Below are 21761 nucleotides of genomic sequence, written 5' to 3' on the forward strand. Positions count from 1 at the left end.
GAATACAGTAGTTTGAGTACATTGGTAAGTAATGAATTTGATTTAGAGCCGGCAGACACAAAACGTTTGTCTAACTTATGTGGGCCGTTTAACGACAACATCAAGCAAATAGAGCGCAGGTTGGGAGTAGAAATTACTTACCGGAATAATGCGTTCAAGGTGCTAGGTGAGCCACGTCAAATTCAGAGCGCCACTGAGTTACTTAAGCAACTGTATGTAGAAACTCAGCCAGTAAAAGGCCGCTTACCTGAACTTGAACCTGAGCAAGTACACTTAGCCATTCAACAGGCCGCGGCTCTAGAGCAAGATACAGAGTCAGGCACTGGCGATTTCGGTAAAGAAGTACACATTCGCACGAAACGCGGCGTTATTAAGCCCCGTAACCCGAATCAAGCTCAGTATGTAGCTAATGTTCTCAATTATGATATTACCTTTGGTGTAGGCCCTGCAGGTACAGGTAAAACGTATTTAGCCGTTGCTGCAGCAGTTGATGCGCTAGAACGCCAAGAAATACGTAGAATACTACTCACTCGCCCTGCTGTAGAAGCGGGTGAGAAGCTAGGCTTTTTGCCAGGTGACCTTTCACAGAAAGTAGACCCTTACCTGCGCCCGCTTTACGATGCTTTATTTGAGATGCTTGGTTTCGAAAAAGTAGAAAAATTAATGGAACGTAACGTAATAGAAGTTGCACCATTAGCCTATATGCGTGGCCGTACGTTAAACGATGCCTTTATTATTTTGGATGAGAGTCAAAATACCACGGTTGAACAAATGAAAATGTTCTTAACCCGTATCGGCTTTAATTCTAAAGCGGTGATCACCGGTGATATCACCCAAGTTGATTTACCACGTGGTGCCCGCTCTGGTTTGCGCCACGCTATTGAAGTATTGAGTAACGTTGACGATATTTCGTTTAACTTCTTCAACGCTGAAGATGTGGTCAGACACCCTGTAGTAGCCCGAATCGTGCGTGCTTATGAACATTATGACGCCGAACAAGAGCGTGTTCGCAAAGAGAAGAAAGAGGAAGCTTTGCGTCTTCAACGTGAACAAGCTGATGCTAACGCCTCATCTAATAGCTCATCTGCACAACAAAATAGCGATAGCCAGTGATAGCTATTGTAGATTACCAGCAAGCTTATGAAGCTGACGCGGAAATGGCTAAGGCCATTCCCTCTGTTGAGCAAATCGAAACATGGGCCAATGCAGTCCTTGTGGCGGAAAATACTGGTGAGCAAGAAATTACCGTACGCTTCACTGATGATGAAGAGTCACAAACGCTAAACCATGAATACAGAGGTAAAAATAAGCCTACTAATGTGCTGTCTTTTCCCTTTGAAGTTCCACCTGGCATAGAAATGAACCTGCTTGGTGATTTGGTTATTTGTGTGCCTGTGATCATGCGTGAAGCGGTAGAGCAAGACAAAGCCCCCACCAACCACTATGCCCATATGGTCGTTCACGGAATATTACATCTTCTGGGCTACGATCATATAAACGATGCTGATGCTGAGATTATGGAAGCAAAAGAAATTCGTATATTGGCATCTTTAAATATTGGTAATCCTTATCAATAAAACCCAATAGCGCCAACAAGTTACACTTGGGCAGTTGCGTAATTTATGTGCAAATAAACAATAAAGCATTGACGCCCCTCCCCAAGACATTTAACGTTGACGTTGTATCAATAAATTAGCGGACATTATGAGCGACGATAATCCTCACTCTACCAACGGCTCCCAAGGAAAAAGTTGGTTAGACAAACTTAAACTTTCTATCTCTGGCGAGCCGAGAAGCAAACAAGAACTGGTTGAAGTTATTACTGAAGCCGAGCAGAACGAAATCATTGATCCCCAAACCCGGGAGATGATTGAAGGCGTTATAGGTGTCAACGAAATGCGAGTTAGGGATATTATGATCCCCCGCGCGCAGATGACCACCATAGACGTTGAAAAAAATGTCGATGAATTCTTACCTGTGGTGTTGGAATCAGCCCACTCCCGCTTCCCCGTTATTAGTGAAGATAAAGATCATATTGAAGGCATATTGCTTGCTAAAGACTTACTAAGCTATGCGTTTAATCCAGAAAAAAGTCTTAATTTACGCGATATCTTACGTCCTGCCGTTATTGTGCCGGAAAGTAAGCGTGTAGATGTACTGCTGAAAGAGTTTCGCCAACAACGCTATCACATGGCCATTGTTGTGGATGAATACGGCGGTGTGTCAGGGCTTGTTACCATTGAAGATATACTAGAGATTATTGTTGGTGAAATTGAAGACGAATACGATACCGAAGAAGACGGTACCGATGATATTCGCCCACTGAACAAATCGACCTATTCAGTTAAAGCGTTAACGCCCGTTGACGAATTTAACGCCTTCTTTGAAACCAAATTCAGCGAAGAAGAAGCTGATACCATTGGCGGTATTGTGCTTAAAGCGTTCGGGCACATGCCTGAAACGAACGATGAAGTTACCATTGGTGATATTCACTTTAAGGTAACCAACTCTGATAAACGCCGTCTTATACACCTTAAAGTGTCGGTGGCCTCTCTGGAGTAACTCCGTTGAAACGGTTCATTCCTTATTTACTGCTTTTACTAAGCGGCGCTAGCTTAACGCTGGCGTTTGCGCCCTTTGGTATCTGGCCACTTGTTATTCCCGCTTTTGCGTTAGGAATTAGGCAAGTTATTAAACTTCCACATCGCCCTTTTTTAGCTGGCTGGGTATTTGGGCTAGGCTGGTTTGGTGCGGGCATCAGTTGGGTACACGTGAGCATTGCTGATTTCGGTGGCTTACCGCTGGTTGCATCCATAGGCCTTATGGTTTTGCTGTGTAGTTACCTTGCGTTGTTCCCGGCCCTTGCCTTTAAGCTTACCGCTCGCTATTTCCCTCATCGGCTTTGGCCATTAGCTTTGCCTTTTTTCTGGGTATTCGCAGAATGGTTGCGCAGTTGGTTACTAAGCGGTTTTCCCTGGCTGTCGTTAGGCTATAGCCAAATTGATAGCCCCCTAGTGGGTTGGGCACCCATATTAGGTGAAACCGGCATAACGGCCTTGCTGGTTATCGGTGCGAGCTTGTTTGCCGTGTCGCGTACTAAACGGCATTTCACCGGCGCTGTTGTGGTTAGCTTAGCTTTGTATATTAGCGGGTTCACTGCCAATCAGCATTCATGGGTTGCGCCTAAACGGCAGTATAACGTCGCGATGGCGCAGGGTAATATTGCACAGTCTTTGCGATGGGTGCCGGAGCAAGATGCCCCCACCATGAACCGTTATTTAAGCCTTACGGAACCGCTGTGGGATAACGACCTGGTAATTTGGCCTGAGGCCGCTGTACCAAAACTAGAGCCACTTGCATTAGATTATTTAACTCAAGTTAATGCCCGCGCCTTTGCTGAAAACACAGCCCTTATCACAGGGATTGTTAATTATAATTGGGAAACCGATGAAGCATGGAATAATTTGATTGTACTGGGTAAAAGAACACCCGATGCTACAACACCAGATTATCAGTATTTCCACAACAATCGCTTTGCTAAACACCACTTGCTACCCATTGGTGAGTTCGTCCCTTTTGAAGATTGGTTGCGCCCCTTAGCGCCCTTGTTTGATTTACCCATGTCTTCCTTTGCAAGAGGTGATTTTCAGCAAGCTAATCTTGTTGCCAACGGTATCCATTTGGCGCCGGCAATATGCTTTGAAATTGCCTTCCCAAGGCAAGTGGCGGCGAATATTTATAACGCCACCGACATGATTATTACGGTCAGTAACGATGCCTGGTTTGGCCATTCTCATGGCCCAGCTCAGCATTTAGAAATTGCTCGAATGCGTGCCGTCGAATTTGGCCGCCCAGTAGTGCGTGCGACCAATAATGGCGTAACTGCCTTTATTGATCACAAAGGCAATATAACTGCACGGTTACCTCAATTTGAAGCGGCCAGTTTAACTGCTCCTGTGTTGGCGACCTCTGGTTTAACGCCCTATTACCTGATTCAAGATATAGGCGTATGGGTGCTGGTATTAGTATTTTTCGTCATTGCCCTTTGGTTAAGGAAACGTGCTAAGGCTTGGTAGCCAAGCCACGCTTTAATAAACAGGTTTGATTAATTCGACAAGTTAAACTTAGTTGACGAACTAAAATTTAACCATAAAAAACGGCGCATGATGCGCCGTTTTTGTACGTGTAACTATCAAATTTTTATAGTCATAATTTACGATAGCGTTAAGCTAATTGATACAGCCTTGAGCCAGCTTAAACAGCCCCTAACTAATTCGCAGCCTGAATAGCAGTTAATGCAATAGTAAACACAATATCATCCACCAATGCCCCACGGCTTAAGTCATTGACTGGCTTGCGCATGCCTTGCAACATTGGCCCAATACACACCAAATCAAAACTACGCTGTACCGCTTTGTAAGTGGTGTTCCCGGTGTTTAAGTCTGGGAATACAAATACATTAGCTTTACCCGCAACAGGGCTATTTGGTGCTTTACTGCGCCCTACGCTTTCTATAGCAGCGGCATCGTATTGAAGCGGTCCATCAATTAATAAGTCAGGGCGAAGCTTTTGTGCAATCTCGGTAGCTTCACGCACTTTTTCAACATCACTACCAGCACCTGATGTGCCGGTAGAATAACTGATCATGGCCACTCTTGGTTCAATGCCAAACATCTGTGCCGACGTGGCAGACTGAATAGCAATATCCGCCAGCTGCTGGGCGTTAGGGTCTGGATTAATAGCACAGTCACCATAAACCAAGACTTGGTCTGGCAATAACATGAAAAATACCGACGAAACTAACGATGCATTTTCTGCTGTTTTAATTAACTGCAATGCGGGGCGAATGGTATTTGCTGTAGTGTGAACGGCGCCAGATACCAAGCCATCAACATCACCTTGCTGCAACATCATAGTACCTAGGGTAACGTTGTCTTGTAGCAACTCACGAGCAACCACATCGGTAACCCCCTTGTGACCGCGAAGCTTCACTAACCCTGCCACATAATCTTCTTGTATGGCAGCAGGTGAAACAATTTCAACACCATCGCCCAGCACCACGCCTTGTTGCTGTGCCACACGTTGAATTTCGTTTTCATCACCTATAAGCACAGGGCGCGCTAGCCCACGTTTAGCACAAATGGCTGCCGCGGCTACAGTGCGCGGTTCATTACCTTCAGGTAATACCACACGCTTGTTAACTTGGCGCGCACGATTAGTCAGATAATAGCGAAATGCAGACGGAGAAAGTTTCTTTTGACGAGATACTTTTTCGGTAAGTGAAGATACCCATTTAGCATCTAAACTTTCTGCCGCGTGTACCATCACTTTTTCGATACGTTGACTATCATCCACCGGCACTTCCTGATTGAACGCGTGCAGGTTCTGTGCGGTTTGCCACGTATTAGTATTTACCAGCATGACAGGCAAGCCGGTTTCCAGAGCCTGGCTGCATAAATGCTTTATGTTTTCATCTGGCTGGTAGCCGCCAGTTAATAACAATGCGCCTAACTTAGTGCCATTTAATGCCGCTAAGCAACAAGAAACAAATACATCGCCTCTATCACCAGACATCACTTGCAGTGCACCTGGCTTTAAGGTGTGTGTCATATTGTGAATTTCACGGGCAGCAAAGGTAACACTACTTAATCGACGTGAAGCAATATTGCCTTCGTTAATTAACGTGGCATTTAAGTGCTTGGCAATGTCGATAGCACGAGGAGACATTAGCTCGGCATTCCAATCGATATTTCCTAGCAGGTTCAAGCCTTTTGCAAATATAGGCAGTTCACGCAGCGCTTTGCTTCGGGTTTCATCGTGTTCAGGCGCTTCCAGCACACTTAAATCAGTACGTAGCTGACCGTGTTCGTCGTACGGTGCGTTAACTTTATTAAAAATGCAGCCCACTACCTTTTTACTTTTGTGGCCGCCGTAAGCGTCTACCACAATTTCAAGGCGATGGTTAATATCCACAGGATCATCATTTCCTGGTACGCAGACAAACACGATGTCGGCATCTAACGCACGACTAATTTCAAGATTTAAACGCTCTGCGTAAGGGTGATGGCGAGTTGTCACCAAGCCTTCGATTACTGCCACGGCATCGGCTTCTTGATTCGCTTCAAAGCGCTCTATAATCTCTTCAAGTAATTCATCAGTATTGTCGCTACTGATCATTCGCTCTACTACGTTCAAATCGAATGGCGCTATAGGCTTAACACTACAGTGGTGACTAATAATAGCGGTTGAGCGCTCTTCACCGGTGTCGCCTCTTCGAGGCTGTGCTACAGGTTTAAAGAAATTCAGTTTAATGGCTTGTTCTTCTAATGCACGAACGAGCCCAATGCTGACAGTAGTTAACCCTACGCTTGTGCCAACAGGGATCAGCATAATACGGCGTGACATAGTTGCTCCTAAAGCAAAGACAATTTACGCGAAAAAACCTAAGCGAATTTCGCAGCTTCGGCGGCGATAACCCACTCTTCATTAGTGGGTACGATTAAAACAGGTTTTGTGGATGACGAAGTCGCTATGTTTCCTTTTGCACCAAAGCGCATAGCTTGGTTGTTTTGATCATCAATGGTAAAACCAAGATGGGAAAAATACCTCATGGTAATTGCACGAATATACGATGAATTTTCACCAATGCCACCTGTAAACACCACAGCATCTAATGACGGCACTGCTATCATGTAGCTAGATATATACTTGGCTAAGCGATAGCAGAACATTTCGAGGGCTAATAATGCGCCTTCGTGCCCCGCTTCTGCCGCTTCTTCTAGCGTACGGCAATCGTTGCTTAACCCGGAAATACCCGCCAACCCAGACTCTTTGTTAATCAATGAATTGATTTCAGCAGCAGACTTACCTAGCTTTTCTTGCAAAGTCCCTGGCAGGCTGGGGTCGATATCACCGCAGCGCGTGCCCATCATCAAACCTTCAAGGGGCGTAAACCCCATACTGGTATCTACCGCTACACCCTTTTCAATAGCGGTAACACTGCAACCATTTCCTAAGTGAGCACTAATAATACTGGTTTGTTCAACAGGCTTACTAAGCAATTGCGCAGTGCTATCTAGAATGAACTTGTGGCTAGTGCCATGGAAACCATATTTACGCACACCGTGCTGCTCGTACAAGGCCTTGGGTAGCGCATACATATAGGCACGTTTTGGCATTTGTTGGAAAAAAGAGGTATCGAACACGATGACATGAGGTAACGCTGGATACGCGGCTTGAGCAGTGGTAATCCCCTTCAAGTTCGCTAGATTATGCAACGGCGCCATACTGGCATATTCCTCTACAGAGGCTAATACGCCATCGTCGACTAACGCAGCTTCTTTGAACCGCTCACCACCGTGGACTACTCGATGTCCCAACGCTATTGGCTTAACGCCGGTACTGGTGACTATGTTCTGAATTGCCGCTAACGCTTCTGCATGAGACGCATTACTAGGTAGGGAGTGCTGTTCTTTTTGCCCGTTTAATTTAAACGATAATCTAGCATCATCATTTCCTAGGCTTTCAGCAATACCACTTAACCCAGCCTCACCTGTGTCGGCGTCGATAATGGCAAATTTTACTGACGAACTACCACAATTTAAAACAATAACTTCTTTTTTCATTCGATTTCTTGAGTTTGATTAAGTGACAAAAAGAACGCTAAGTGTAGCATTTACGTACATAAATGCTTACTTAATACTCTTTCAAGTAGAGTCTCATAATACTATCCCACACCACCCAAATACAATTAATTATCATTTAGTTCAGTATGCGTTAAACGTTATGCGAATCTATTTTCGCTACAAAAACTTTATTGATTTGATAGAACGCTAAATAGGAAGGGACAAAAACAAGGAGAGGTAAATAATTGTCGACACCTAAAACAATAGACTTTAATAATAAAAATTCGGTCGCACTTTAATAGTTCCGGTAATTAAGACTGTTACGTGTTAGAAGCCGGAAAAATCAGGGGGCTTTTACGTTTCAAAATAAAATTTAAAATTTTTTGAAAAAAAACCTTGAAAAGAATTTGAGCCACCCTATATCTATTATGTCGACGCTGAAAGCTCAGGTTGACAACACCGCCGCCGAATAGTCGGGGCGAATTATTTTTAACATATTGCTAAATTAATAGGATATGACTATGCGTACTATCGATCTATCTCCACTTTACCGTTCATTTATTGGTTCTGACCACTTAGCTTCATTAGTTGATGCTGCGTCTCGTGCTGAAAAACAAAGTACTTACCCCCCTTACAACATTGAATTGCTTGGCGATGACAAATATCGTGTCACTATGGCAATAGCGGGGTTCAGTAAAGATGACGTGTCCATTGAGGTTCAAGAAAACACCCTAGTAATAACGGGCACACGTAAGCCGGAAGAAAAAGAATCCGCCGAACGTAAGTTTCTTCATAAAGGAATATCCGAGCGTAATTTCGAAAGGAAGTTTCAGCTTGGCGACCATGTGAAGGTGTTAGCCGCTGATATGGAAAATGGGTTACTGCACATCGATATGGAGCGTGTCATACCCGAAGCTAAAAAACCTCGTCAAATTGAGATTGGTTCACGATTAATAGAGAGTTAAACAAGGCTTTTAAAAATCGTTTCCCTGATTTTGGACGGCGCTGAAAAGCGCCGTTTTTTCGTTTATACAGTGTGTAAAAAATAGGTTATTGGTAAGATTTATTCGGTAAGATTTATTGTATAATTTGCTTTACCGCCTTCAGCAGACTCGAACGTCCCTGAAATATCACAGTTAGATAGTTCACCCGTTGCACTGCCATCAATCGATGAGAAGTTGCTGCTGGCAATGCCATTTTCAAATTTTCCATCGTGTTTAAACGAAATTGTGCCTCGACGACCGTCTATAACCCCTACAAAACTCTCGAATCCAACGAATAGTGCCAACATTGATGTCTGATACGACATGAGAAATTCAACGTCGCTTTGCCCCGCCATGCTGCCTTCATAAGCTTGCGTAATGCTAGCATGGGTTTGCTTAACACCTTCTCGTTTTTCACTTAGTATATTTTCATCCCACCCCGTAATGGAAAATTGCCCATTGCAGTTCATTGTTTGCTCCAAAGAAAAAGTGTGGTCACACAATACAAGTGAGTTCGATGCCGTTCAACATAAAATTGTTACACTCTGTTACAGTCAATAATCAGGCTGTTAACTAAATAAACCCTTTTAAACGGGCAAGTCCGAACGCATTGCAGGTAGATGCATCTTTAATAGTGCCTTCAGTTATCATAGATTCTAATTCTTTAAAATGCACAGGTATGATTTTTAAATCCTCTTCCTCTATATCTAGCTTTTGCTCGCCCTGCGTTAACCCTTTCGCAACGAATATATGATACCCCTGATTACAAAAGCCATAGGCAAGGTATTGAAAACCAACGTAATGCATTTCGTTGGCTGTAAACCCCGTTTCTTCTTTTAATTCGCCGGCGGCTAACACTTTCGGGTCGGCATCCGGGTTATCTTCCCAGGCACCTTGCGGAAATTCTAGCAATCGCTGCTCTACCGTATACCGGTATTGTTCAACCAAATAAACAATATCACCATCGATGGGAAGAATAATCGCAAAGTCTGGCTTTTCAACAACACCATAAATACCTTCGTTCCCACTAGCACGACGAATTTTATCTTCACGTACTTTTAGCCACTTATTTTCGTAAACCACTTTCGACGAAAGCGTTTCAATATCCTTATCCGACATAATAGCGCCTTTCAGTAAGTCTTAAAAAACTCAGTGTACAAGCGCCTATACCAAGGAGCAACTCCGTCCACCTACGAATTAACTATAGGTTGGACAGTCATTCAAAATAAACTGAAGAGGTTAGGTAATTAGATAAGAGGCACAGATAGTTAGCAGATAGAAGCAGATAGGACAGTCACACAAATATGCGTCATTTTAAGCTAAATAAGCAGGTTTAACGACGTAGATAAAATAGGATTAGAGGGTGGAATATAAGTTGTAAAAAATTGGACACACACTGATGTTCATCAAAATTAATGTGTGTGTCCAATATACGTTTTCTATAAATACATTCGATATCTAAATAAAGTAAATAGTGACAAAGCCTAACTTTTAGCTTTTATTCTCATCTTCTTCATCGGCATTGTTACGCAAGAAGCCGGCGGCCTCTTCTTCTTGTTCAAGGGTAATTTTGCTTTGAGGCGCGTCATTGTGGCTTCGGGTTTGCTGGTTTACCTGATGAATGGTTCCAGCGTTCGCTAAATCGGCCTCATTGGTGATAGATGCGATGGTTTCTCGGCCGCGAAGGAATACCTTGATTTCAGTGACAATCTCGCCAAGCTCGGCATCGTTCTTATTCATTCCCATAATGAAACGTGGCGACTCTAAGTTGTTCATACCGCTTGTAGCAAAAATAGAAGTATTGATTCTACTGGTTATGATCCAAGGGGTAATACTGCTTCGCACCACAACATTTTCGGAACGTGTAGAATCATGAATGGCCATGCCTGTAGATACACGAGACTCTGTATAGGTACCTTCCGTTTTCATAAACATGAGTAACGATGAGAATGTCATTTCCCCCCAAAACATGTGGGACGCTTTGTTCATCACATTGGCAGCACCACGAACCGTTAACCAGGCGAAGATTAACCAAATGAGGTTATTACCCATGGTAATTGCGGAATTAACTTGCTCATCGGTATTAACGCCTTGGCGAATAACTAAATCGAGCACTTCAGCTAGCTGCAACCCACCCACATAAAACAATATAGCTGCGGCAACTACGGCCACTTGTGCAACGGCAGTTAGGGTCATTTTCTTTTTCTCTGGCAAGGTAACACCGGCGGTTAATGTAGGCTGGGTTTCTATTAATAACTCGCCCTCAAAACTGCCTTTACCTTCTGCTTGCTCTTTTAGTCTAGGATCGAAGTCGGCATAGATACGATTTGGCACTTCACGGTATCTGCGGTTAGCAAGCACAATATTTTCAATATTGATAAAAATTTCATTCGGGTGAACCGACTCCTGCATATTAGCGCGGAATTCACTGACTTCAGTTTTCGGTGTAACCTGCCCCATTCGTTTGTAAAGTAACGGCATGATTAACGCCATCACAGCAATCACGCAAACTAGTAACAAGGCTAAGTTTGCCCAAGCGCTAAACAGTGGGAACGTATTTGCCCACGCTTGTACTTTATCGATATCGCGGCCAACCAACTCATCTAAGAATACACCCGCGCCTAACGGCACAACTATCGCTAGGCCAATAATCACCCCTAGCGATAAACTGCTCGCTTTCGCAAGTTGAGAGTTACCTTCATTGTGAATGCCTTTTGCGGTAGAGCCCCAATTCGCTATTAAGTACACAAGAAGCAATATTGAGAGCAAAGGCATCACCAATACTTTAGCTACCTCACCCGCTAACCCGTTGCTCACTAAAAAGTAGACAATAGCGAATGCAAGCAGCGCCACAAGAAAGGTCACCGCCATGGCAATAATTTCTTGAGATAAATGGCGCAAAGGAAAAGGTAGGAAAGTAAGTTTAGGAAGTACACTATGCACTAATCTGGCTAGCCAACCACGAGGCTCTTCAAACGTGGTGTTACGACGACCCATTAACATAGCGTGTAAGCTTTCTTTCGAATACAGCAGGGATTTTTTTTCGGCTTGCGCTGCATCCTGTTCGGAAACTGAGTGATTATACGCAAGAGAAGTAGGCACAGTACGCCCTACAAAAAACCGCATGAGCTGCAAAATACCCACAGCGCAATGTTTAATGCCTGACACGATCAGCACAAAAGCCACGCCTAGTAGCGTGTAACCACGCACTTTGTTCTCGGCAAACAAATCGGGCACGCCCGCTACTGCATAAATGGCTAAAGCGAGTACCAAGCCCCCGCCCACTGCGCGGAATACCCCTTCTTTTTTGAAGGGGTTGGCTATGCCTAACGTCTGTGAACCAAAATCATATGCCATCGAAAAAATCCCTGTTAAATAAAAGCTTATGCAGAATAAACTTTGCCTAAGGGTTAGGCAATGAAAAGTCTCAGCAAGATTGTAAAGGGTTGGCAGTTAAGCGCGAGCCTGCCACTTTAAATAGTCACCTAAAATAAGAGAAGCAAAATGAGTGTTTGTCCAACTAGTGAAGTGAGCCAATTTTTGGGGCCCAATATTTGGGGGGGGAGTTAGTCATTGTCCTTTTTCATCGAACTAGGCTTCAGAAGTTAATCATTATCCACTTTAAACCCATCTATTGTGCGTTGAAGAAGAAGGTTGTTTTCTTTCATGTCACCCGATAATTTAGATAAATGTTGGGCTATATTTACTTCATGGCTAGCCGCCTTTTCGACGTTCACCACATCTTGCGCTATCACTGAGGTAGTAGCTGATTGTTGTTCTGCCGAGGAAGACATGCTGTTAGCCATACCTTCCACATTAGTAGCCGCTTCTTTTACTTTTTCTGCGGTGGTCCTTCCTTCGATAGTCACTTCCATAGAATTGGTAATAGAGGCCACATTTTTATTAATATCTGCCACCACTATCACACTGGCATCTTTTAAATTAGACAGCAAACTTGAGATTTTGTCAGAGGAGGCACGACTACTTTGCGCTAGCTTTCTCACTTCATCAGCAACAACGGCAAAACCTCTGCCATGTTCACCCGCGCGGGCCGCTTCAATAGCCGCGTTTAACGCCAATAAATTCGTCTGATCAGAAAGCGAGTTGATGGTATCGAGAATTGAACCAATTTCTGTAACTTGCTGCTCCATATCGGCGGCATTTTGTTGCACACCTTTAATATCATTAGATAGTACTTCCATACTATGACGAATTTTATCATTCGCTATTAGCGACTGCTCAGCTAAACCATCTAACTGTTTACTGGCACTTAACGTATCTAATGCGGCTTTAGCTATTTCCCTGCCAGTCGACGCAACTTGTTCAATTGCTGAAGCAATATTAGCGCTAAGTTGCTGAGTATTTCCCGCATCATCCAGCATTTCGCCACTAGAGTCTTCTAATTGATTGGAAAGCCTTGAGCTTGTGAGAATAGATTGCCCTAACCCACGCAAAAGATCCCGCAGCGCTAAAATGGTGGCATTGACTGAACGGGAAATATCGCCTAATTCGTTCTTCGTGCTCATTGATAAATCAATAGTGAGATCACCCTCTTTTGCTATTTTATCAAGGTTCGCCACCAACTTGTCTAACTGTTGCGTAATGATGCCGTGCAACGTGCGATATATAACAAAAATAATCAGCGTGAGTAGCACAATGGCTACGAATGTAATCACTAGGTTTGTGTTCGCGCTATTTGCTTTTGCGTTAACATCATTTAGCACGTAATCAAACCGCTCTTTTAGCAGCCCGGCAATCCCCCCAATTTGCTCTGAGGCTAATGCGAACCAATCTGTATTGGTGGGTAGTGAAGAGAAATCAGGGTTATCAGAGGTGGCTCCATTCACAATTCGATTAATTTCATTGCTTGTGGAACTGTTCAATAATGTTTGAAACCCAGTTAATGACTCGCCGTCTAAATTCAGCTTCAGCTTATCTTCTATGTACTTAGTTTCGTTGGTATAGGCTACCACCTGCTGCCTGACCGGATCGGAAATACTTCTGGCTGCTAGAACAGCGTTCATTTTACCTCGTCGCTGCCCCATTTTTTCTTTTGCTTGCGCAAACAGCAGCGCCTGTGACAGCGCCAGTTTAGCATCGGGGGCATTAACCAGCATGGTTAGCGCATTGGTAGTATTTAACGCGCGTTTATTAAGGCTACTGTAAAAGGAAAAAGCATTTTTCCCATTTAATTCGTCTACCTGCTGTCTAATCTCACCTTTATTTTTCAATAATGTAAAAACGGGTGAAAGAATGACGTTAATTGTCGATGAATTCTTCCAGTCCGACGCTATTATACTGTTTATTTTTTCAACCGCCGCATCGGCTTTCTCTCTTTGGCTTAACACTTTATTGTGCGATGCATCATTCGGATTACCTAAATAACCTGCCGTAATCCCCCTTTCGACCGCGTGATGATGTGCCACCCGTTCTACGGCTGTTATTATTGTCACTAATTTAATATCTTTTTGCGCAGAAGATAGTCGTTCTCTTGAGGAATTTATGTCTTTGTAGGCAAGAAACATTATTGATATGAACAAGCAGGCTGTACCTAAAATGGCAAGCTGCATTACTGATAGCTTTTTCAATACCATAACGAAGACAGCCTCTTAATAGGTAGATAACGTGGTTACAAAATTCAATAAGCACGTTGTTAGTGACAACAAGCAATTAATATCGCTGTTGCTGATAAACGCGTACGCTATTAAAAAGTAGCCTACTATTGGCGACTTTCACCTTTATCAATTAGTGTAAGGTTGTTTCGAAATCACAAGGCATTGCGCTTTTTTCCGTACAGTTGGACAGACACATAAGTAAATGTAGTAATCAAAACTAAACACGCAAACGTGACTGTCCTACGTTAAATGCGAGAGCTTAACTGATTTCCAATGCACTATGTAACACGACAGGAGGTTCAATTTTAACGATTATCTTAATATTTCATAACTGTGCTATCTTTCCTATCCAAACTTATAAAAAATGCGCTCATGGTCATTCGCTCTAGATTAATATGTTTACTGCTTCCATTCACTTTCTTCATATTCCTTTCTTCTTATAGTTTGGTGTTGAAGGCTGCCGAAAGTTTTAAAGGAGTTAACGCGCAATATTCTCTTGCACCAGATTTCGAAACGGCATTTACGCTTCTTATCGATGTGAAAGAAGACGTTACTAGCTGGTCGGCCAAAGAACAGGGTCAGTATTTTCAATGGCTGGGTTCGACCGCTGGCGAATTGGATAGACTTGACTTGGCTGAGAAGTATTTGAGTCAGTCGTTACAGATACTTGAAAGTGAACCTGTTTCAGTTCATGTAGTAATGGCTCTGCTAGAACGCTCATTCTTTCGCTATTTGGCAACTGGAGACCCAAATCATTACTGCCCCGACAGGTACAAAGCACTCAACATTGCCCGACATTTAGACGACGCAGAACATTTAGTATTGGCTCTTTCTCAAACCGCCTTTTGTGCCACTTCAACGAACAATTTTGCGGAAGGCTTAAGCCTACTCAACGAAGCATTGGCTCTGGAAGACCGCTATTCCATACCGCCATCAGACAAAGGCGTTATTTATAATGCGCTGGGTAATATCTATCGCTTTAACGGCTTACACGGAAAATCCTACGTATATTTATCGAAGGCTTTAACAGAATGGGAGAAAATAGACGACTATCAAGGTGTATTCAATATGCACCATACGCTGACACTCGAAGCCATAAGGCTGGCAGATTTCCAGCAAGCACAAACTCATGTGAACAGTCAGTTTGCCCTCGCTGAAAAAAGTAACGCAGGCCCCGACTTCTTCTTTTTTGCGCAGTTTAATCAGGGGCATGTTTACTACGCCAAGGAAAAATACCAAGACGCTTACAACCGATATCGCGATGCATTGGCGTTAAAAGAAACAACAGTAGAAACAGCGTTCGTTAATCAACTTTACTATCACCTTGCGCTAAGTGCATACCGAATAGGTGAGTTTAGCTCGGCGGCAGAATTCGCATCAAAATACACCATCGACAATGATGAACGTCCTGTCGAAGGCATTATCGCGAAATCACTCACGTCACTTTTAAATAACAAACCAGCATCTATAGAGAAGGTGGCGAGTTTACTTTCACTAAATACCTATTATGAAGATCACGTAAATTCACTGATACAAAAACAAGTTAGTATTGTCGCTTCTGAAAACGACATCACCGTCGCCCAGATGGAAAACGATATTTTACAAAGACAGTTAGCTATTTCCGAGCTACAGCTACATAAAAAGGAAAGCCAGGAAACAAATGCCAAGCTGAAGCTTTTCTTAGCAATTTCACTATCGTTTTTGCTGATTTTAGTGGTTATTTCCCTCGTAAAAGGCATTTCACGTTATAAGAAGATTGCAGACTATGACCATCTTACAGGTGTACACAACCGCCGAAGTGGGTTAAGAATTGGCGAGCGTATGATTACTCAAGCAAAGCGTTCAAGAGAAACCTTTACGGTAATCGCTTTAGATATTGATCATTTCAAAGTGGTAAACGACACCTACGGGCACGACGCTGGCGATGTGCTTCTTAATGCTGTGGTCAACACCTGTAAACACACCTTAAGAAAACATGACGTAATGGTTCGTATGGGCGGTGAAGAGTTTTTATTAATGTTGCCAAGCACTGAGCTGACAGACGCAACAGAAATAGCCCAGAGGGTATTGGTTAATATTGAGCGCATGGTGGTTAATTATGGACAAAAGCAGCTACAAGCAACGGTTAGCCTAGGTATAGCGTGCACTAATAACTCATCACAAGGCTTCAAAACCTTGCTGAAAAAAGCTGATGAGGCGCTTTACAGAGCCAAAAATGCGGGTAGGAATCAATACAAAGTGGATGAAAGTTACCAGTAAGTCAGTATATTTCATTGCTTACAAAAAAACGCCGAGCAGGGCTCGGCGGTTTTATCTTCAATAACACTTTCGTCTCTTTTAGATATATTGAACTTCAATAATCTCTACTTCAACACTGCCAGCTGGCGTTTGAATAGTCACCATATCATCAAGCTCTTTACCGATAAGGCCGCGAGCAATAGGTGAATTTACCGAAATACGGTTTTTCTTAATATCCGCTTCGTCGTCGCCCACTATCCGATATGTGGTTTCTTCGTCGGTATCGACATTCAAAATGGTAACGGTAGTGCCGAAAATAACCTTACCTTTGTTTTCCATTTTAGTGACATCGATAATTTGTGCGTTCGACAATTTACCTTCAATATCTTGAATACGGCCTTCGCAGAAACTTTGTTGTTCACGGGCGGCGTGATATTCAGCATTTTCTTTTAAGTCGCCGTGCTCGCGAGCTTCAGCAATAGACTGAATAATACGCGGGCGAGTTTTTGTTTTAAGTTCGTTTAGTTCGTCGCGCAGAAGCTGTGCGCCGTGCGCGGTCATTGGATACTGACTCATGAATACAGTCTCGACTGGATAGTTGATTTTAAACAGAAAAAAGTGCGCCTTTTCGGCGCACTTTTGATTGGTTCACATAAGTGTCATATACACAGGATACCGCGTATCCCATGTAATGTCATCAGTGTTAGAGTCTTGCGTGAAGCTCTTGTACAGAAGCCACCTTGTCACGATCGTCTGCTGACTTCGCACGAATAGTGGCAAAAGCAGCATTCATTGTGGTGGTGTAAGTCACCTTATTCAGCAACGCTTCTCGGCGAATATAAACCGAGTCGGTAATCGCTTGGCGACCTTCCGTTGTATTGATGATATAGGCGTACTCACCGTTTTTGATAGAGTCCACAATGTTAGGGCGGCCTTCAGACAGCTTATTCACAACAGAGCAGGCAATGCCGGCATCATAAAGTGTGGTCGCTGTGCCTCGCGTCGCTTCAATGCTAAATCCAGCGCTGTTCAATGCTTTGGCTAATTCGATAATTTTATTCTTATCGTTATTACGCACAGAGATTAACGCTTTACCTGATCTAGGTAATGGCGCCCCTGCACCTAAGTTAGCTTTAGCATACGCTTCTTCAAACGTGTCACCTACACCCATTACTTCGCCAGTAGAGCGCATTTCTGGGCCTAATAGTGGATCAACACCTTGGAATTTAGCAAACGGTAATACCACTTCTTTCACAGAGTAAAACGGAGGAATAATCTCTGTCGTAACACCCTGCTCTGCCAAGCTAACACCCGCCATCGCACGCGCGGCAACTTTAGCAAGTGGAACACCTGTGGCTTTCGATACAAATGGTACTGTACGTGCTGCACGCGGGTTAACCTCAATTAAATACACTTCGCCATCTTTTACCGCAAATTGTGTATTCATTAGGCCAACAACACCAAGTTCAAGCGCCATGGCTTTCACTTGTTCGCGCATAACATCTTGAATCTCTTTACTTAAAGAGTGAGGTGGCAATGAACAGGCTGAGTCACCAGAGTGAACACCGGCTTGCTCAATATGCTCCATGATTCCGCCAATAACGACTTCTTTACCGTCGCAGATTGCATCGATATCGACTTCGATGGCGTCATCTAAGAAGCGGTCTAGCAGTACAGGAGAATCATTAGAAACCTTCACCGCTTCCGTTAGGTAGCGTTTTAAGTCTTTAAGGTCGTAAACAATTTCCATTGCGCGGCCACCTAGTACGTACGAAGGACGTACTACAAGCGGAAAGCCAATACCATCAGCCATGGCAAGGGCTTGCTCAATGTTAGTCACGGTCGCATTCGCTGGCTGTTTAAGGCCTAGCTTATTCACCATTTGCTGGAAGCGTTCACGATCTTCTGCTCTATCGATAGCTTCAGGCGACGTACCAATAATGGGGACACCCGCAGCTTCAAGGGCACGTGCTAATTTAAGCGGCGTTTGGCCACCGTATTGCACTATGACGCCTTTTGGCTTTTCTTTAGCCACGATCTCAAGTACGTCTTCTAGCGTTACCGGTTCGAAGTACAAGCGGTCAGATGTGTCATAGTCGGTAGAAACCGTTTCAGGGTTACAGTTAACCATAATGGTTTCGTAACCGTCTTCACGCATTGAAAGCGCCGCGTGAACACAACAATAATCAAACTCGATACCCTGACCAATACGGTTTGGACCACCGCCTAACACCATAATCTTATCGTTGTCAGTGGGGTCAGCTTCACACTCTTCATCGTAGGTTGAATACATGTAAGCCGTGCTGGTAGAAAACTCTGCCGCACAGGTATCAACACGCTTATAAACTGGCGTTACACCAAAGCCACGACGGGTTTCACGAATGTCACCTTCCGCTACTTTCGTTAGCTCGGCTAAGCGAGAATCAGAGAAACCTTTGCGCTTAAGCTTACGCATAAGGTCTTCATCAATGCCGTGCAATCCGCACTCAGCAACCTGAGCTTCAAGCTGAATAAGCTCTTCAAGTTGAACTAGGTACCAACGGTCTACATTGGTGAGCGTAAATACTTCATCAACGGTCATGCCCATGCGGAACGCATCGCCAATGTACCAAATACGCTCAGCACCAGGCTCACGTAGTTCGTAAATCACTTTGTTGCGCGCTTCTGGGTCTTCTAAATCGACCATTGAGTTCAAGCCATTCGCGCCAACTTCAAGGCCACGAAGTGCTTTTTGTAATGACTCTTGTTGGTTACGACCAATCGCCATCACTTCGCCCACTGATTTCATTTGCGTGGTTAAGCGATCGTTCGCACCAGCAAATTTTTCAAAGTTAAAGCGAGGAATTTTTGTGACTACGTAATCGATTGAAGGCTCAAACGATGCTGGTGTTAAGCCTCCAGTAATATCGTTAGCAAGCTCATCAAGGGTGTAACCAATGGCTAACTTGGCGGCCACTTTAGCAATTGGGAAACCTGTGGCTTTTGATGCTAATGCAGATGAACGCGATACGCGCGGGTTCATCTCGATAATCACCATACGGCCTGTATTAGGATCTACACCGAACTGTACGTTCGAGCCGCCGGTTTCAACACCGATTTCACGTAATACTGCCATGGCGGCATTACGCATTAGCTGGAATTCTTTGTCAGTAAGGGTTTGCGCTGGCGCTACTGTGATTGAATCACCAGTATGTACACCCATGGCGTCGAAGTTTTCAATCGTACACACGATGATGCAGTTATCTGCACGGTCGCGCACTACTTCCATCTCGTATTCCTTCCAACCGATTAACGACTCATCAATGAGTAGTTCTTTGGTAGGCGAAAGGTCGAGACCACGGCCACAAATTTCGTTAAATTCGTCAATATTGTATGCAATACCGCCGCCGCTTCCACCCATGGTGAATGACGGACGAATGATACAAGGAAAGCCAATGCGCGTTAATACATCGTGGGCTTGATCCATGCTTTGTGCAATTTCAGCACGTGGGCATTCAAGACCAATGTTCTTCATTGCCTTGTCGAAGCGCTCACGGTTTTCGGCTTTATCGATAGCATCAGCCGTTGCACCGATAAGTTCAACATTGAACTCTTTCAATACACCGTGATGATCTAAGTCAAGCGCGCAGTTAAGTGCGGTTTGTCCGCCCATTGTTGGGAGAATAGCGTCCGGACGCTCTTTTTCGATAATTTTGCGTACCACTTCCCAATGAATTGGCTCGATGTATGTTGCATCGGCCATTTCAGGATCGGTCATGATAGTAGCGGGGTTCGAGTTAACCAGAATAACGCGATAACCTTCTTCGCGTAGCGCTTTACATGCTTGAGCGCCTGAATAGTCAAACTCGCAGGCCTGGCCAATAACAATAGGGCCAGCACCTATGATGAGAATACTTTTTATGTCGGTACGTTTTGGCATAGCGGGCTCGTTCCTACTGCTTGTGTTGTTCGATTAATTCAATGAAGTGGTCGAATAGCGGCGCAGCTTCGTGCGGTCCTGGGCTTGCTTCTGGGTGCCCTTGGAAACTAAACGCTGGCTTATCGGTACGATGAATACCTTGTAACGACTTATCGAACAACGAAACATGCGTTACTTCTAAATTAGAAGGTAGGCTTGATTCATCTACAGCGAAGCCATGGTTTTGACTGGTGATCATAACCACATTGCGTTTTAAGTCTTTCACTGGATGGTTAGCACCATGGTGACCAAACTTCATTTTCACCGTAGTAGCACCACTGGCTAGCGCAAGTAGTTGATGACCTAAACAGATACCAAACACTGGCAAACCTGTTTCAACGATAGTTTTAATCGCTGTAATGGCATAATCGCACGGCTCAGGATCACCAGGGCCGTTAGATAAGAATACACCATCAGGCTGCATAGCCAACACTTCTTCAGCAGGTGTTTGCGCTGGTACCAAGGTAACGCGACAACCACGGTCTGCAAGCAAACGTAAAATGTTGCTCTTAACCCCGTAATCGTAAGCGACTACATGATATTTACTATCGGCTGGAGTGATATACCCTTCGCCCAATTTCCAGCTGCCTTCAGTCCAGTTTTTTGGCTCAGTAATGCTTACTACTTTTGCCAAATCCATGCCTTTCAAGCCAGGATAATCTTTTGCTTGTGCTAACGCGCTCGCTTCATCTAACTCATCAGTACAAACGATGCAGCCGTTTTGCGCGCCTTTATCACGTAAAATACGTGTTAAACGACGGGTGTCGATATCGGCTATACCTACAACGCCTTTGGCTTTGAGGTATTCAGATAACGTTTGTTGTTGACGGAAATTACTAGCAACCAATGGTAAGTCACGAATGATAAGACCTTTAGACCAGATTTTATCTGCTTCAACGTCTTCTTCGTTAATACCGGTATTGCCAATATGTGGATAAGTAAGGGTAATGATTTGTTCAGCGTAGGATGGGTCAGTGATGATTTCTTGATAGCCTGTCATTGAAGTATTAAAAACCACTTCACCAACGGCAGTACCTTGCGCACCTATCGCCGTTCCTTTAAAGACAGAACCATCCTCTAACACCAAAAGGGCAGAATTAGCCAAGTCAACCTCCAGATTAAGGATAACTATGTGTTTGAACAGAATTTCTGTCCAAACCCCACAAAAAATGAGAGTACTGATTTAACAGCGCTCATTTTACGATCTTTGCAGCTAATAAAACCGTGCTCTACAGCCAGTTTTATAGCTTTAGAATACGAAATTCGGGCAAATTCCGGCGAGTATACATGACTGACTAAAAATGTCTAATTTAAATATCAAAAATCATTAAAATCACCACTT

Annotated in this window: 15 protein-coding genes; 6 read left to right on the forward strand and 9 right to left on the reverse strand. The window is 43.9% G+C overall.

Annotated features, from left to right (window positions below; all coding sequences use genetic code 11):
• Nucleotides 1–12: 12 nt before the first annotated feature.
• The 4 genes from JKP82_RS11510 to lnt all read left to right on the forward strand — a co-directional run bounded on the left by JKP82_RS11510 (nucleotide 13) and on the right by lnt (nucleotide 4076).
• Complete coding sequence (locus tag JKP82_RS11510) at nucleotides 13–1113, forward strand: PhoH family protein (protein ID WP_218397105.1); 1101 nt, start codon at nucleotides 13–15, stop codon at nucleotides 1111–1113.
• Nucleotides 1110–1577 (forward strand): rRNA maturation RNase YbeY, encoded by a 468-nt coding sequence (gene ybeY, locus JKP82_RS11515; RefSeq protein WP_159531196.1) that lies wholly within the window; start codon nucleotides 1110–1112, stop codon nucleotides 1575–1577. The genes JKP82_RS11510 and ybeY overlap by 4 nt, the downstream gene beginning before the upstream one ends.
• A 127-nt stretch (nucleotides 1578–1704) precedes the next feature.
• On the forward strand, nucleotides 1705–2562 hold the full coding sequence (locus tag JKP82_RS11520; RefSeq protein WP_013784735.1) for a CorC family transporter: 858 nt from the start codon (nucleotides 1705–1707) through the stop codon (nucleotides 2560–2562).
• Nucleotides 2563–2567: 5 nt separating this feature from the next.
• Nucleotides 2568–4076 carry an apolipoprotein N-acyltransferase gene (lnt, locus tag JKP82_RS11525; RefSeq protein WP_220099923.1) on the forward strand — a complete coding sequence of 503 codons (1509 nt, stop codon included), beginning with the start codon at nucleotides 2568–2570 and terminating at the stop codon, nucleotides 4074–4076.
• A 193-nt stretch (nucleotides 4077–4269) separates the two neighbouring features.
• Here the strand turns inward: lnt and pta are convergent, their stop codons facing one another.
• Both pta and JKP82_RS11535 read right to left on the reverse strand, forming a co-directional pair.
• Entirely contained in the window at nucleotides 4270–6405 is a 2136-nt protein-coding gene (gene pta, locus JKP82_RS11530; protein ID WP_159531197.1) for a phosphate acetyltransferase, read from the reverse strand.
• A 38-nt stretch (nucleotides 6406–6443) separates the two neighbouring features.
• A complete protein-coding gene (locus JKP82_RS11535; RefSeq protein ID WP_159531199.1) occupies nucleotides 6444–7625 on the reverse strand; it encodes an acetate kinase in 1182 nt (393 codons plus the stop codon).
• 521 nt (nucleotides 7626–8146) lie between these two features.
• On the opposite strand from JKP82_RS11535, the gene JKP82_RS11540 reads away from it, so the two are divergent.
• Entirely contained in the window at nucleotides 8147–8590 is a 444-nt protein-coding gene (locus JKP82_RS11540) for an Hsp20 family protein (RefSeq protein WP_057792724.1), read from the forward strand.
• 98 nt (nucleotides 8591–8688) lie between these two features.
• Here the strand turns inward: JKP82_RS11540 and JKP82_RS11545 are convergent, their stop codons facing one another.
• The 4 genes from JKP82_RS11545 to JKP82_RS11560 all read right to left on the reverse strand — a co-directional run bounded on the left by JKP82_RS11545 (nucleotide 8689) and on the right by JKP82_RS11560 (nucleotide 14202).
• A complete protein-coding gene (locus JKP82_RS11545; protein WP_159531201.1) occupies nucleotides 8689–9078 on the reverse strand; it encodes a DUF3224 domain-containing protein in 390 nt (129 codons plus the stop codon).
• Between the two features lie 103 nt (nucleotides 9079–9181).
• Nucleotides 9182–9727 (reverse strand): NUDIX domain-containing protein, encoded by a 546-nt coding sequence (locus tag JKP82_RS11550; protein WP_159531203.1) that lies wholly within the window; start codon nucleotides 9725–9727, stop codon nucleotides 9182–9184.
• Between the two features lie 372 nt (nucleotides 9728–10099).
• Nucleotides 10100–11965: a hypothetical protein gene (locus tag JKP82_RS11555; RefSeq protein ID WP_218397107.1), complete on the reverse strand. Its 1866-nt coding sequence runs from the start codon at nucleotides 11963–11965 to the stop codon at nucleotides 10100–10102.
• Between the two features lie 248 nt (nucleotides 11966–12213).
• Entirely contained in the window at nucleotides 12214–14202 is a 1989-nt protein-coding gene (locus tag JKP82_RS11560) for a methyl-accepting chemotaxis protein (RefSeq protein ID WP_218397109.1), read from the reverse strand.
• Nucleotides 14203–14595: 393 nt separating this feature from the next.
• Between JKP82_RS11560 and JKP82_RS11565 the strand changes: the two genes are divergently transcribed.
• Nucleotides 14596–16482 (forward strand): tetratricopeptide repeat-containing diguanylate cyclase, encoded by a 1887-nt coding sequence (locus tag JKP82_RS11565; protein WP_218397111.1) that lies wholly within the window; start codon nucleotides 14596–14598, stop codon nucleotides 16480–16482.
• A 78-nt stretch (nucleotides 16483–16560) separates the two neighbouring features.
• Here JKP82_RS11565 and greA read toward each other — a convergent pair whose 3' ends face one another.
• From greA to carA, 3 genes are all read right to left on the reverse strand, one after another.
• On the reverse strand, nucleotides 16561–17037 hold the full coding sequence (greA, locus tag JKP82_RS11570; RefSeq protein WP_159531210.1) for a transcription elongation factor GreA: 477 nt from the start codon (nucleotides 17035–17037) through the stop codon (nucleotides 16561–16563).
• A gap of 127 nt (nucleotides 17038–17164) precedes the next feature.
• A complete protein-coding gene (gene carB, locus JKP82_RS11575) occupies nucleotides 17165–20380 on the reverse strand; it encodes a carbamoyl-phosphate synthase large subunit (RefSeq protein ID WP_159531220.1) in 3216 nt (1071 codons plus the stop codon).
• 13 nt (nucleotides 20381–20393) lie between these two features.
• On the reverse strand, nucleotides 20394–21524 hold the full coding sequence (carA, locus tag JKP82_RS11580) for a glutamine-hydrolyzing carbamoyl-phosphate synthase small subunit (protein ID WP_159531231.1): 1131 nt from the start codon (nucleotides 21522–21524) through the stop codon (nucleotides 20394–20396).
• Nucleotides 21525–21761 lie beyond the last annotated feature (237 nt).

Origin of the sequence: Alteromonas lipotrueae (assembly GCF_019249215.1) — a bacterium.
Taxonomy (GTDB): domain Bacteria; phylum Pseudomonadota; class Gammaproteobacteria; order Enterobacterales; family Alteromonadaceae; genus Alteromonas; species Alteromonas lipotrueae.